The organism is Paenibacillus arenilitoris (genome assembly GCF_014705655.1).
Lineage (GTDB): Bacteria > Bacillota > Bacilli > Paenibacillales > Paenibacillaceae > Pristimantibacillus > Pristimantibacillus arenilitoris.
This window is the reverse complement of sequence record NZ_JACXIY010000002.1, coordinates 201,728-215,721: the sequence shown is the minus strand read 5'-3', so window position 1 is coordinate 215,721 and position 13,994 is coordinate 201,728. Positions and strand designations below refer to the sequence as shown.

General features: G+C 58.3%; 8 protein-coding genes. All 8 read right to left on the bottom strand.

Translation table 11 applies throughout. The features are described 5' to 3' along the window. Nucleotides 1-24: 24 nt before the first annotated feature. Complete coding sequence (locus IDH41_RS02330) at nucleotides 25-1,350, bottom strand: ABC transporter substrate-binding protein (RefSeq protein ID WP_190857921.1); 1,326 nt, start codon at nucleotides 1,348-1,350, stop codon at nucleotides 25-27. A gap of 5 nt (nucleotides 1,351-1,355) precedes the next feature. Continuing rightward, on the bottom strand, nucleotides 1,356-2,924 hold the full coding sequence (locus IDH41_RS02325) for a response regulator transcription factor (protein WP_190857919.1): 1,569 nt from the start codon (nucleotides 2,922-2,924) through the stop codon (nucleotides 1,356-1,358). Between the two features lie 16 nt (nucleotides 2,925-2,940). Then, on the bottom strand, nucleotides 2,941-4,740 hold the full coding sequence (locus IDH41_RS02320; protein ID WP_190857917.1) for a cache domain-containing sensor histidine kinase: 1,800 nt from the start codon (nucleotides 4,738-4,740) through the stop codon (nucleotides 2,941-2,943). A gap of 32 nt (nucleotides 4,741-4,772) precedes the next feature. Continuing rightward, nucleotides 4,773-5,795, bottom strand: coding sequence for a LacI family DNA-binding transcriptional regulator (locus IDH41_RS02315; RefSeq protein WP_190857915.1), 1,023 nt, complete (start codon nucleotides 5,793-5,795; stop codon nucleotides 4,773-4,775). Between the two features lie 594 nt (nucleotides 5,796-6,389). Next, the gene (locus IDH41_RS02310; protein ID WP_190857912.1) at nucleotides 6,390-8,552 is read right to left on the bottom strand and encodes a DUF4185 domain-containing protein; all 2,163 of its coding nucleotides are present in this window, start codon (nucleotides 8,550-8,552) and stop codon (nucleotides 6,390-6,392) included. Nucleotides 8,553-8,663: 111 nt separating this feature from the next. Beyond that, nucleotides 8,664-9,656: a zinc-dependent alcohol dehydrogenase family protein gene (locus IDH41_RS02305; RefSeq protein WP_190857911.1), complete on the bottom strand. Its 993-nt coding sequence runs from the start codon at nucleotides 9,654-9,656 to the stop codon at nucleotides 8,664-8,666. Nucleotides 9,657-9,676: 20 nt separating this feature from the next. Continuing rightward, nucleotides 9,677-11,608: a DUF4185 domain-containing protein gene (locus IDH41_RS02300; RefSeq protein WP_223829377.1), complete on the bottom strand. Its 1,932-nt coding sequence runs from the start codon at nucleotides 11,606-11,608 to the stop codon at nucleotides 9,677-9,679. 156 nt (nucleotides 11,609-11,764) lie between these two features. Then, a complete protein-coding gene (locus IDH41_RS02295) occupies nucleotides 11,765-13,993 on the bottom strand; it encodes a DUF6259 domain-containing protein (RefSeq protein WP_190857908.1) in 2,229 nt (742 codons plus the stop codon). Nucleotide 13,994 lies beyond the last annotated feature (1 nt).

Sequence of the window (13,994 nt, the reverse complement as noted above, 5' to 3'; positions counted from 1 at the left end):
CGGGAAATATTTAAGGTGGGTGGACTATTTTTGGACGCCGGCCAAATAGTTGACGATCCGCGCGTCGGCCCGCTCCTTGATCTGCCGCGCGCTCTGATCGCCGAATAGCAGCTGCTGCAACGAATCGGAGAATATCCGGTTCAGCTCCTCGGGCAAATACGGCTCCACCCGCTCCGTACCGTAAATTCGGTCGGTAAATACCGCGCGAAGCCCTTGACGGAACCGTTCCGCTCCGGCTTCCATCACCGAATGGCGCGGCGAATAGGCGAACTTCGTATCGATCGCCCACTTCAACGGAACGGAAGGATCTCCGGCAAACGCCCACATCATGAACTTCGCGGCCTCCTCCGCATGCTCGCTCCGCTTGCTCGCGGCCAGCTTCCAGCCGCCGGCGATCGTGAGCGGCTTCGTTCCGGACGGAGTGGGAAGCGGCACGACGCCGATCGGCTTATCGGCGAACTCGGTCTCCAGCGTCCGGATATTCCATGTGCCGCTCACCTGCATGGCGGTTTCGCCGTTCGCGATGATGCCGATGTCCGTTACCGGGCGCGACGGCCTCATATTGAGCAGCCCTTCGCTTGCCATGCTTTTGAAGAACGAATACATGCCGAGCGCGGATTCGCCGGACATGGCAGAGCCTTTGCCGTCTTCCGTCAGCAGGTCGGCGCCGGTCTGCCACAAGAACGGCAGCCACGAGAAGTTGTGAAATACGCCCTCGTACGTTTCGACGGTCAATCCGCTTACGCGGGACGTCGTCAGTTTCTCCGCGGCCGATTTCATCTCCTCCCACGTCTTGGGCGGCTGTATTCCCTTCCTCGCGAACATTTCCGTATTGTAGAACAGGCCGAGCAGCTCCGTCTCGATCGGAACCGCGTATATATCGCCGCCTATCGTAACCGATTCGAGAGCGGATGGATAGAAATCGTCCCGGATCCGCTCCGTGAAGAAATCCGTCAAAGGATATAAAATATCCGACTGCGCGAACCGCTCGATCGTCGCCGGCGACACGAAGAACAAATCCGGCCCTTGTCCCGAAGCGAACGAGGACAGCAGCCGTGTGCGCGAGAAATAATCGTCGCTCGTCAGAAATTCCACCTTGATCGAGATATTGCCGTGCTCCGCTTCGTATTCCCTTGCAAGCTCCAGCCAGAAGTCGTATTCGCGGGATTGATGGAACGACCAAAGGCGCAGCTCGATTTTGTCCTTGTCCGGGACGGCCGCGGACGGCTCCTTGAGCAGCTTGTCGACGATCGGCCCTTCCGAATCGACGTACCGGCCGCACGAGGCGAGCAGCAGGACGAGCAGGAAGCCGATCCACGCGATGCGGCATCCTTTCAATCGGTTCCCCATCACCATCACTCCTCCTTGCGGTAAAAGAACTGCCGATATTCGGCAGGCGTAACGCCTACAACGCGCTTGAACAGCCGGGAAAAATATTTGACGTCCTGGTAGCCGACCAACTGCGCGATTTCGTACAGCCTCAGCTGGGCGTTCATCATGAGCGTCTTCGCCTTGTCGATGCGCAGACGCGTCAAATATTCGATAAACGTCTCGCCCGTCTCCTGCTTGAAGAAGGTGCTTAGATAGCTGCTGCTCATCTGGGCGTGCACGGCGACGTCATCGAGCGAAATGTCTTTGGCGTAATTTTTGCGAATGAAGTCGACCGCCTTCTCGATCGTCCGGTTCTGCTTCTGCCTGACGCTCCATTCCATCGATTCCACCGTCGAGCGGATCAGCTCCCCCATAAAGCCGATAAATTCCTCCGCCGTGAAATCGCGATGAAACAGGTCTTGCGGATGATCGATCCGCTGGCGAATCATTTCGTTTAGTTTGTGCTCGTATACGACCCGGAATACGGACGACAGAAGCTGCAGGCAGAAACGGCGGAACAGCCGGAACGGAACGCTCTCCGCTTTGATCCGCTCCACGAATTCGGCCAGCCCGATCAGCGCCTGCTCCGCATCGCCGAGCCGCACCGCCCTGACGATCGACTCGTCGATCTCGGTAGGGTAGCCCCGGTCCTCGCTGCCCGGCGAAACGACGTCGTCGTACGAGCTGACGATGCCGTCTCCGTAAATCCACTTGTTCCGCAGCGCTTCCTTCGCCTGCCCGAGACCTGCCGGAAGCGACTCGAACGATTCCAGCTTCGCGCTCAGGCCTACCGAAATCGATATTTTCACCCATTTGCGCACCTCCCCGAGCAGCTTGCCCGATAGCTCCGAACCGCAATCGCAATCATAGGTCAAATAATAGAGCTGCGGGCCGCTCGCGAACAGGAAGTGAGAACCGGTCGCCCCGAGCGCGGGAAGCGCCTCGTGTACGACATTCCGGACGGCGAACAGAACGAGCTGCTTGTCGCCCCACTGGTCGTCCATGATCAGCTCGTCGTAACGGTCGATCTCGATGGCCATCAGCCGGAAGCAGGCCGCACCGGGCGGCAGCTGCGCCTTCAGCTTCTCGCCGTAATCCTGTCCCTCCTCCGTTTCCGATAGCCATTCCTTCCACCATTTCGAATAATTGACCGGACTCGACGGGACGGAAGGCGCCGGTTCGTTCGACCGCTTGCGTTCCTTCGCCCGCTGAAGCAGGCTTTTGATCTCGGCCGGCTTGACCGGCTTGAGCAAGAAGTCGAAGGCGCCGAATTTGACGGCGGTTTGCGCGTACTCGAAATAACCGTATCCGGACAAGATGACGACCTGAACCGGATACTCCCTCAGCGCGCTGAGCAGATCGAGCCCGTTCATCCGGGGCATCCGGATATCGGTGATGACCAGATCCGGCATTTCCTTGCGGACGAGCTCGATCGCTTCGACGCCGCTCGCCGCCGTTGCCGCTACCGTCCAATCGGCGTCCAGCTGCGGAATAAGCGACTGCAAGCCCCTTCTTACTCTCGGCTCGTCATCGACGACGATTACTTTGTACATGGGTCTCCTCCTGTTGTCAGTGCTCCCGGCCGGCCTTGCTTTCCGGTTCGATCGACGGGAGAACGATCGTGACGACGGTCCCCTTCCGCCACTCCGAGGCGATCGTTACGCCATAGGCGCTGCCGTACTCCAGCTTCAGCCGGTCGTCCAAATTGTAAATGCCGATGCCGTGGGTTCGGCGCAGCCTTATGTCAAGCAGCTCGTCTTCTTGAATGCCGGCGCCGTTATCGGTCAATACGACGCGAATGCCTCCCGTCTCCGGATCCGGCGAGGCGGTTACGGCAATTAATCCGCCGGACTCGATCTGCTCCATTCCGTGCAGGATCGAGTTCTCGAGGTAAGGCTGCAGGAAGAGGCGCGGCACCTTGCGCGGAAGGAGGGACGGGTCGACCTCGAACGTAATATCGAACCGCTCCTCGAACCTCATCTTCTGCAAATACGCGTAGTTCTCCGCCCATTTCAGCTCTTCTCCGAGCGCGATCCACGGCTCGCCGGGGCGAATCGCATATCGCATAATGTCGCTTAACGCCGCGATCATCGAGCTTATATCGTCCTGCTGCCGCTCGATCGCCATCCAGTTGATCGTGTCGAGCGAATTATAGACGAAATGGGGATTGATCTGCGCCTGGAGCGCCCGCACCTCCGCCTCCTTCTCCTTCGCGGAGACGACGCGGACCTCATGGATCAAATCGTTGATCCGCCTGCGCATGCTATTGAAGGCAGCGTTCAGCAGGCCAATCTCGTCCTCGGAGGCGACGGGCAGCTCGAGGTCGACGTTTTCCTTGTGAATCTGCTTCATAGCCACCGCCATCTGCCGGATCGGCTTCGTAATGAACCGGGATACCCAGAGCGCGAGCAGAATGAACGACGCGCCGAACGCGAAGATCGTCACGAGCAGAAATTGCCTCAGATCCTTCGATTGCTCGCTAAGATCCGATTGCGGGATTAGCGATACGTAGTACCAGCCGTTGTAGGCGGATCGAACGAAGCTCATCTGGTACGGCTCGCCTTTCATTTTGACCAGGGAAAAAGGTTTTTGGCGCGTCATCAGCTCCTCATAGAACGGAATCCCCTTCAGCGATTCCTGATACGCCTCGGGGTTGCGATTCCAGATGACCTGGCCATCCGCGCCGACGATGAGCAGCGTGCCGCGCGGGCTTACGCGCACCTCTCCGGCCAGCCTGTCCAGCGCGCTGATTTTGACGTTCAAGTACAACGAGCCGAGCGTCTGCATGACGTCGGCGACGTTCTTCACCTGCATCCCTACCGAGAAATAGTGGGTGGGCGCGAACGTATACCGGTTGGTCGGCAGCTCGTACGTCGGGATCCAGACCGCCCGCCCGTCTCCCGCCCGCACAACCTGCTGCCATTCCGGGTGCTTGCGGAATACCGCCCGGTAATAGTCCGAGCCTTTGAAATCGGCGAAAAACAGCTTGTCACCGCTGAATAAATAAATGGAATCCAAATCGTCCTTCCCGCGCAAAAAGTTTCGCAAAAAGCGGTTCACCGAGTCGGAGGACAGCTGCTTCGCGGCCTCGGGCAGCCGGCTCTCTTCGCTTAGCTGCAGAATGACGTCCTCGTTCTCGTAAATATCGTTCAGCTGCGCCTCGTATTCGTTCAGCAGCCGGTCGACGTTCTGATTGACGAGCTGAAGCAGCTGATTCGTCTCCTTGTTCGTCCGGTCCGCCGCGAACTCGATCGATCGCTGGTAGAAAAGATAACCGAACAGCGTCAGCGGGATGAAGATCGACAAAACGAGAAGAAGCGTAATTTTTTTCTGAAGGTTCATCTGGCCGATCAGCTTCAGCTTCATCATGTTGCGCGCAACCCCCCGGGGTTTCGTAGGATTTATCCGTCCTGCGTCCGGCTGCTCGATTGCCGGACGACCAGCTTGGGCATAATTTTGACCGCTCGGTCATAGACTTCCCTTCCATGCAGCCGATCCATCAAAATTTGCGCGGCTTGCCGGCCGATGTCCTCCTGCTCGAGGGATACCGACGTCAGCTTCGGATGCACCCGCGACGACAAGTCGAGGTTGTCCATGCCGACGATGGCCACGTCGCCGGGAACGGACAGTCCCGCTTCCTCGCACGCGTGCATGACGCCGATCGCCATCAAATCGTTGGCCGCCACGACCGCCTGCGGACGGCTTGTCCGCCTTAGCATTTCCCGAGCGGCAAGATAGCCGCCCTTCTCCGTATAATCGGATTCATAGACGAGGCCGTCCTCGAAGGGCAGTCCGGCATCAAGCAGCGCCTCGCGGAAGCCGCAGTACCGCTGGTAGCCGGTCTGTTCGCTCAGGCTGCCGCCGATGTAGCCGATGCGGGTGAGCCCTTGGCCGATCAAATGCGCGGTCCCCTGCTTCGTTCCCTCGAACGTATCGACGTACACATAATCGAACCGGTCGCCGCCGCCAGGCGAGTCGTACCGGTTGGTAAGGACGACCGGCGCCGACAGCTCGTTGATCGCGCCGATGTTCTCCTCGCAGAAGTGGAACGATACCATGATCATGCCGTCCGCCACTCGCTCCTTCACGTTCTGAATCGCCTTCAGCTCCTCCGATAGGCGGTGCTTCGTGTAAAATAAAATAAGTAAATAGCCATGCTCCTCGACGACCTGGTTAATGCCGTTGATCATGTCGAAGTAGAACGGGTTGCAAATATCGGGGACGGCGAATATAATTTTATTCGTTCTCCTCGTCTTCAATATTTTCGCGGCGTGATCGGGCGCGTAATTGAGCGCTTTCGCCGCCTCCATGATTTTCGCTTTCGTCCGCTTGCCGCAATAGCCGTTGCCCGAAAGCGCTCTCGAAACGGTCGACGGCGATACGCCGACTTGCTCCGCGATTTGATAAATCGTGCTTTTGCTCATATTGGCCTCCTGCCTGTATAAATATGCGTCAATTTGATCTGCAATCGATTCCATAACCTCACCTTATCACGTTTTACTAACGCCGTCACCTATTAAATGGTGCTTCTGACAGTATGGGCAAGAACGGATTTGACCAGCCAACCTGCGCACAAGCACAATATTCCGCCGATATCCGAGCAGTCGATCCGATAAGGGCACCACGATGCAGATTTACTTTTAAAAATTGACATTAAGCTCAAATGAAGAAGGCGAAATGTGTGTTTAGTTTCAAATTTTGAAACTGCTCGGGTAAATATCAAGTGGAGATGCTCTTACGGAACCGTTAAATTCAACTATTGAAACTAAATCGATAGTGAATGGGGGCATGAGCGATTTAGTTTCATTTTTTGAAATTAGCGCCACCTTACCGGGGCTAACTTCATCAAAGCAGGGGAGCGTGTTCTCGATTGACCGTGTTTCGAGTGACCTTATAAGGGAGTGCGAAAGTGAGGGACTCGAGGTTTGTTCAACAAGTGAGCGAGGGGTTGAGCCAAATAAAAAGAACTGTCTCGCAGGTCACATAATGACCCTGCGAAACAGTTCCTCTTGGCCTGATTATTTCAATTCGGCTACCGCGGATATCGGCCGCAAATCCGAAAGCGAGCTGGCCACGAATACTTTCAGCCTGTATCCGGAATTGTTGCCCGGCATCGTAAATCCGCCCGTGAACGTCTCCTTCGCGCCCGAAGCGATCGATTTCGTAACGCCGGATACGTTCACGATCTCGCCTTTTTTGTTGAACAACGCTGCGACGACCGTAACGGTCTTGCTCTCGCCGGTGTTGTTCCTGACGTCCGCGCTAGCGGTGACGAGACCGTTCTTCGGAAGCTTCGTTATCGTTCTGCCTAAGATATCTTTGAAGACGGCGCCCGTGACGCTGTAAGCCGGACCGGTCACCTTGACCGTACGCGTGACGGGCTCCGCGGCATTCCCGTCGGAATCCGACACCTTGTACGTCAGCGTATAGGTGCCGACGATTGTCGGATCGACTGCGCCCTCGACGGCGATTTTGCCGGACAGGTCGCCGTCGATCGCGTCAAGCGCCGCAGCGCCGGCGTCGTCGTACGTACCGCCAAGCGGAACATCGACCGCCGCAGCGCCGTTCAGCGTAATGACGGGCGGCGTCGTATCGACCTTCAGCAGCATGTAATCGTCGACCTGCACCCAGGTGTCGCCGTTAGCGTGCATGCCGGTGAATATTTTGACCTGCGTATTGTTGCCCGAGTTGAACCGGACGCTCAGCTTCGAATAATTGTCGTTTCTTTCGAACTTCGTTTCCTTCAAAATATCGTTCGCGGAGCCTCTGACCCCGAAATAGCCCCCATTGTTGTTCTGCGACGTTCTGACGAAGCCTTGCAGGACGTATTCCGTATTCGCTTCTACGGCGACGTCCTGCGTAATCGCGTTCCAGCCGGACGAATTGCGGAGCCATACGTTCTGGCTGCCGCCTCTGCCGAGGCCGGCGCGGTCAATGCCGCCTTTGCCGTTCTCGAGCGTCCATGGCGCCGAGATCGTATCCGAAGTCTGCATCTCGAAGGAAGGATCGGCGACCAAATTGCTTTGCGGCGTGCCGACGTCAAGCGTCGCTCGCATCAGAATCGAGTTATAGGGTCCCCATTCCGAGACGACCATGTACAGCTCTCTTCCGTCGTTCGTCCACGGATGGATGAAGCCTCCGTACAAGCCCGGGTACTCCGCGCCGCGCACGACTTCGGTCTCGGCCGACCAGCCGCCGGTCAAGCTCGAGGAGCTGCGCATGACGATCGCATAGCGGTTCTCGTTCAAATACGTCATGATGTATTTGTCATAATACGAATTGTAAGCGACGGACAGCTCGCTGACCGGAACGTCCACGACCGCGACGGCCGCCGCTTCGTCGTTCTTGGTCCATCCCGTGCCGTTCCAATATTCGTACTGCTCCTTCACGAGCATGTCCGCTTCCGCCGCCCGCGCCAAGTAGGCGTTGTCGAAGCGTCCGGCAGGCGTGCCGAACATATAGACGTAGCCGTCCTCCTTCAAGTATGCGGCCTGCGCGAACTTGCTCTTGGCGCCCCACTGCACGCCCGATTTCGTCCAGTTCTGCCCTTCGTCGTCGGAATAGGCGATTTCGGAAAAATTCGTGTTCCAGCGTCCGTTCGCGCCCCAGTTTTTAATTTGCATGTAATGGATATAATGCCTGGACCCTACCGTTACCCCCGCCGTCGGAATCGCCGTAAAGTCGCCGCTTCCGGACGTATCGTGCTCGGAGCCGATCACTTCCTTCGAATAGCCGGGCTTATTCTCGTCCATAATCATCGAGGAGAAGGCCATGCCGTCCGAAAGATCGGCATCCTTGGAGATCGCCAGCAGATTGCTCCGCCAGCCGGCCGGATCGCCGCCGCCGCCGAAGCCGCCCCATCCGTCATCGTACGAATCGCCGAAGGCGACCATCACCTTCTTGTCGTTCGGGTCGGTCGTCGCGTCCCAGACGATGCCGAGGTCGGTTGCCCTGAGCGCATAGTTGACATGGGTCCGGTTCGGGTTCGGAACCGTCTCCCCTTCGAGCGTAGGTCCGGTTACGCGGGCGACCTTCGCCGCCTTAGTGGCGGTAAGCTCGAACGCGGCGGGCTCGGTCGCAGCGGCGGAGCCGCCGTCGGCGAAAGAAGGCAGCGCCGACGTCGCGAGCAGCGCCCCTGCAAGCATGGTAGATCCGAACAGCTTCAACTTGATTCGTTTCACTTCGAATTTCCTCCCGGTTAAGTAGTGTCTTGTTTGTGAATGATGCCGGGCGCCTTCCGACTTGAGGAATGGACGACGCCCGGCGCCGCAGCCTGTCCGCATTCGGCCGCGTCAAATCCGGATTTGCACCTTGAGCAGCTCCGGATCCTTCGGCTTGGCGAGGAATTCGGCCGTCTCCTCGAGCGATATGACCTTGGATACGAGCGGTTCGAGCACAATTCTGCCTTCCTTCACCCACTCGAACGCCGGCAGGAATGTGTAATTGATCGCCATGGAGCCGAGGATCGTCCAGTCTCGATGGTACAGATCGAACGGATTGAGACGGATCTGCGCATCCTTAGGCGTCACGCCGAACTGCAAATACGTCGCCGTCTTCCCGAGATAAGAGAAGGCATCCTCGATAACGGCCGGGATGCCTGTCGCGTCGACGACGACGTCGAACTTCTGCCCGGCCAGCCGCGCTTTGTCCCGGACGTTCACCGTCTCCGTCGCGCCAAGCGTTCTGGCAAGCGCCAGCTTCGTCTCGGACACGTCGACGACGGTCAGCCGCGACGCGCCGGATCTGGCCAGCGTCTGCACAAGCTGCTGGCCCATCGCTCCCGCGCCCAGCAGCAGGACGGAATCTCCCGCCTTCAGCCGCAGTCTGTTCATCGCATGAACGACGCAGGCGATCGGCTCGATGAACGCCGCCGTTTCGAAGGACATCGAATCCGGGATGCGGACGACGTTGCGCGCGGGAACCGCCACGAATTCCGCCATGCTCCCGTTCACCGTGTTGCCGAGCGCTCCCCAATTGTCGCACTGGTTGCCGCGGTTCGTCAGGCAGTAGACGCAGCGGCCGCAGAAGAGGGAAGGATCGGCGGTTACCCGCTCGCCGATCCGGAAGCCTTCCACCCCTTCGCCGCATTCATGAATGGTTCCCGATAACTCATGGCCGGGTATAATCGGGTACGGGGACAGAAACTCGCCTTCGAAAATATGAAAGTCGGTGCCGCAAATGCCTACCCGCTCTACGCGAATGACGACCTCTCCCTTACCCGGGGACGGGTAAGGGACCTCCTGTACGGATGCGTGATGCGGACTTTCGATGACAAGCGCTTTCATGATTGCACACCTTCTTGTTGTTAGTTTTTGGTAACCGTGAAATCGTCGGCCTGAATCCACGTGTCTCCGTTATCCGCCCACATGCCCGCGAAAATTTCCACGCTGCTTGCGCCGCCCGAGTTGAACGTCACGGTATGCTTGGTATAACCCGGCACGCTGGCGAAGGACGTCTCGTTCAGGATCGCCCCGCCGTTCATGAGCCTGGCCCCGAAGTAGCCGTCGGCGTTGTTCGAGGAGGTGCGGATCCAGGCGGACAGCGTGTAGCTCGTGTTTTTCTCGACGAAAATTTCCTGCTTGACCGCGTTCCAGCCCGAATCGTATCTGGCGAAGGCGTTGTTCGCTCCGGTATGGGCGAAGCCCAGGTTCCGGTCGATGCCGCCGTTGCCGTTCAAGTACCACGGCGAGCTAACGGTAGAGGACGGCTGCGACTCGAAGCCGGCATGCCCGACGAGGTTCGCTTCCTTCACCAGGCTGACGTCGTCGACCTGCACCCATGTATCGCCGTCCGCCCACATGCCCGTAAACAGCTCCACGAAGTTGTTATTGCCGGAATTGAACTGTACCGTCAGCTCGGTGTAGTTCGGAAGCGATGCGAACGGCACTTCGCTTATGACGGCGCCGTTATTCGGCACGCGCGCGCCGAAGAAGCCCGTCGTGTTGTTGCTTGACGTCTTCACCCAGCCCTTCAGCGTATAATTCGTGTTCGGCTGCACGACGACGCGCTGCTTGATCGAATTCCAGCCGCTGCCGTTGCGCACATAGCCGTTATCCTCTCCCGTACGGGCATGGCCGAGATTGCGGTCGATGCCGCCTTCGCCGTCCACGTGCCACGGAGCCATGACGGGCGTCGCCGTCTGCGTCTCGAAGCCGGGATCGGTCACGATGTTGCTGCCGAGCATATCGGCTGTCAGCGTCGCTTTCATAAGATGCGTATTGTAGTCCGGGTACCATGTCGACATGATGAAATAAAGCGTGGATCCGTTGTTTGACAGAGGGTGCATGAAGGCGTTATATTGCCCGAGTCCCGTGAAGTCGCCCGGCACCAATATTTTCTCGCCGCTCCATGGTCCGACCGGCGTCGGCGCATCCCGCATGACGATCGATTGGCGATGCTCGTTCAGGTAGGTCATAATATAACGGTTGAAATGCGAGTTGTACGCGACGGACACCTCCCCGGCTACGCCGTTCGCGACCGCATCGGCACCGGCCTGGCTGGCGGACCAGCCGTTGCCGTCCCAGTAACGGTACGCGTTAATGTCCAGCAAGCTGTTCTCCGGCACGCGAGCGAGATAGACGTCGCCGAAGCGTCCGTTCGGCGTCGCGTACATATACACGAATCCGCCGTCCTTGACGAAGGCGGCCATCTGGAATTTGTTATCCCAATTCGTCGTGTTGTTGTACCATCTCGCCGTCGGATGCTTCGTCCACGTCGCGCCGTTATTGTCCGAATAAGCGATGCCCGAGTAATTCGTGGACCATACGCCGGCGGGGCCCCAGTTGTTCACGGACATATAATGGATATAATGCCGGTTGCCGACCGTGACGCCAGCCGTCGGGATGACGGTAATTTCATCGAAGTTGATCTTTTTGGACGGCAATATTTCCTTGGCATGCCCGGGCGTGTCCTGAATCATCGTGTCGAACGACAAGCCGTCGGCCAGATTCGTGTCCGACGAGATCGCGAGCGTGTTGCTCCGCCAATCGTTCGGTCCGTGGCCGTTCGTATCGCCGAAGAGAACGAAATATTGCCCGCCCCCTTTGTCCCATACGATGCCGAGATCCGTCCCGGTAATCGCGTAATTGGTGTCCGTCTGGTTCGGGTTCGGCATCGTCTCCCCGGCAGGCTTGACGCCGGTTACGCGCGCGATCATCTCCAGATTGGTCGGCGTTACCGCTTCGGCCGACGCGATGAGCAGCGTACAGAATGCCAATTGAAAAACCAGTAAAGACAAAAGCAATTTCTTCCTCATTCTTCTTGCACCATCCTTCTCCACATGATTTGATGATTCATGTCGGTCTGACCGGATGCTTTGCCTGCAAGATAAGGAGCTTTTCTGGAAAATCTGCGCCGCCCAAGATGATGAAAGCGTTATCTTGCGCCGAATATATTAACGAACTTCGAGCAGGATGACCGTTCTTGGCGGAATGTCAAGCACGAGAGTGCCGTCTTCCCGCGGCGCGAACGCCGTCCCCTCTCCATTCGAATCGGCCGTATGGAGTACGTACTTGTACCCGGAGCCCTTAAGACCAAGGTCAGCCGGATCGACCGCGGTCTTCACAGTGCGGCCCGCGTCGCTTACGTTGGCGAAGAACAAGCCCGCGCTTTCGTCCTTGAACCGCCATGCGGCATGGACGATCGAATCGACGTTCAGCTCGCCGGAATCGTTGTATTCCTTCGTTTCTTTGCCATGGTTGTAATGGAACCAATCTGCGCGGATCTGCTCGCGGTCGAAGGCGAGCGGCGGCAGCATCGTGCCGTAAGCCAAATAGTTGTTGCCGGCGCCCGTCCGCAATGCGGCGAATTGCGCCAGATATTCCGCCCGCTCCTCCGAGAAGGCGTATCCTCTCGGCTCGAACGGATAATAGTGCTCCTCAGGCGCATTCTCAACGCCGCCGTCAAGCGCTTCCATCGGACTGTATTCGTAATTCAGCTCGTATAATCCGCCCCACAAATACGTCCTCGCGACAGTGAAATAATAGAGCGATCCGATCTCTTCGACCAGCTTGCCCCAGCCGTCAAGGCGTAAGGCGCCATACTCGTGATAGACGTAAGCGAACATCGGGATGAGTTCCGCGTCGCCGGATTTGAGCAAGTCGCGCAGCGGGTAACCTTCCAGCGGCGCCGCCGGCTGACCGCCCGCGCGGGATTGGTAATAATCGAGCACGTCCAGCAGCGTTTCGTTCATCATCTCCGTGCCCATCGGCACGTAACGCCCGGCCGTCTCGATCATCCCGGCTTTCGTGCGGATATAATTATCCCGGTATGCCTCGTTGATCGCCTTGCCCGCGCCGACCGGATGACCGTGCGAATCGTCCAGGCATATTTTCATAATGTTATTGGCCGAAATATCGTAATAAATCGAATCGACGTCGTCGCCGCGCTGCAGCGCCACATCGCGTTCGACATGGAAGTCCCGCGTATATTCGGCAGCCGGGCAAATGAACGGGAACCGGTACCCGTCGATCGATTTCATCCGCTCCTTCTCCGGGAACTTCTGCGCCGCCGCCTTCCCGCGATCGCCGTCCGCCCCTTCCATATGGAACAGGTAATCGAATTCGAACGGCGCGTATTTGTCGCCGTAACCTTTCATCGCTTCGAGATTGGCCTTGTTGAAGCGCGTCGGGAACCAGTCGTCGAAGCCGCCCGGAAAGCCTTTGTAGAACGTCTGCGGCTCATTCGTCCAATCCGGCCCGAGAATGTGGAACATCGGGGTGCGGATGTGCTTGTGGTATTGGGCCAGCCATGCGGTGCGGTCCGCCCCGGCGTTGATGCCGAACGTGGCGACGCCCATGTCCTCATGCAGCCAGTCGCAGCGTTCTTCCGCCTGCCGCTCGGTCAGTCTGCCCTTCGAGCACCAGCTTTGCCGCTCCGCCCACGCCTTGTACATATCCGCCGCTTCGTACCAGTCCCTTCCTTCAAGCAGGCGGACGACGACCGGATAGCCTGCGGCAAGTCCCTTGCGGGGACCCATATCCTCGCAGCCGTGAATGAATGACGCTTCGAGCAGGCCGGAGTCGCCTTTGTAGAAATTGAGCCACTTCGCCCAGCCTTCCCCGTCGAGCGCCGCAAAGTATAAGCCTCTCTCGCCTAAGCCGTAATAAGCGAAAAACTGCATCGAGGAGCCGGAGAAGCTCTCCGGATAAGGAGCGAACCGGAAGCCCGCGCCGCCCTGCTCGAAATGCTTGAGCGGATTGCGCACCTTAAGGCCCGTCGCGAAGCTGTGAGCCGCATAATCCCGCTCGCCGCCGTCCGTGATCGCGCCCATGCCGCCGATGACCGGATATTCGAGGCTGACGATCGTCTCCTCCGATTCGTTCAGCGCTTCGCAGCGGAATTCGATTCCGCCGTCCCCTTCCTCAAGCCGGATCGACGCTTTGATCGTTATCCCCGCGGAAACGCGCCAGTTCAGGCGCGCATCCCGTCGCTCCGCCGAAGCCTCGGACGAAAACCGCTCGAACGCGCTGGTCGCGCCGCCCGCGGTTTCCAGCCGGAACGGCTGGACGACCGCTCCGGCTTCAATAAATTCCTTGCCTGTGCGTAAGTCCAGAATACTTTGAATCGAACCGTCCGACTCGCCGATGCCGATCCGGATCCGGTCATTCGCAAGTACTATCATG

Excerpts from the sequence above, each read along its gene's own strand:
- IDH41_RS02330 (WP_190857921.1), bottom strand. The coding sequence starts at position 1,350 with ATGGGGAACCGATTGAAAGGATGCCGCATCGCGTGGATCGGCTTCCTG.
- IDH41_RS02325 (WP_190857919.1), bottom strand. The coding sequence starts at position 2,924 with ATGTACAAAGTAATCGTCGTCGATGACGAGCCGAGAGTAAGAAGGGGC.
- IDH41_RS02320 (WP_190857917.1), bottom strand. The coding sequence starts at position 4,740 with ATGATGAAGCTGAAGCTGATCGGCCAGATGAACCTTCAGAAAAAAATT.
- IDH41_RS02315 (WP_190857915.1), bottom strand. The coding sequence starts at position 5,795 with ATGAGCAAAAGCACGATTTATCAAATCGCGGAGCAAGTCGGCGTATCG.
- IDH41_RS02305 (WP_190857911.1), bottom strand. The coding sequence starts at position 9,656 with ATGAAAGCGCTTGTCATCGAAAGTCCGCATCACGCATCCGTACAGGAG.
- IDH41_RS02295 (WP_190857908.1), bottom strand. The coding sequence starts at position 13,993 with ATGATAGTACTTGCGAATGACCGGATCCGGATCGGCATCGGCGAGTCG.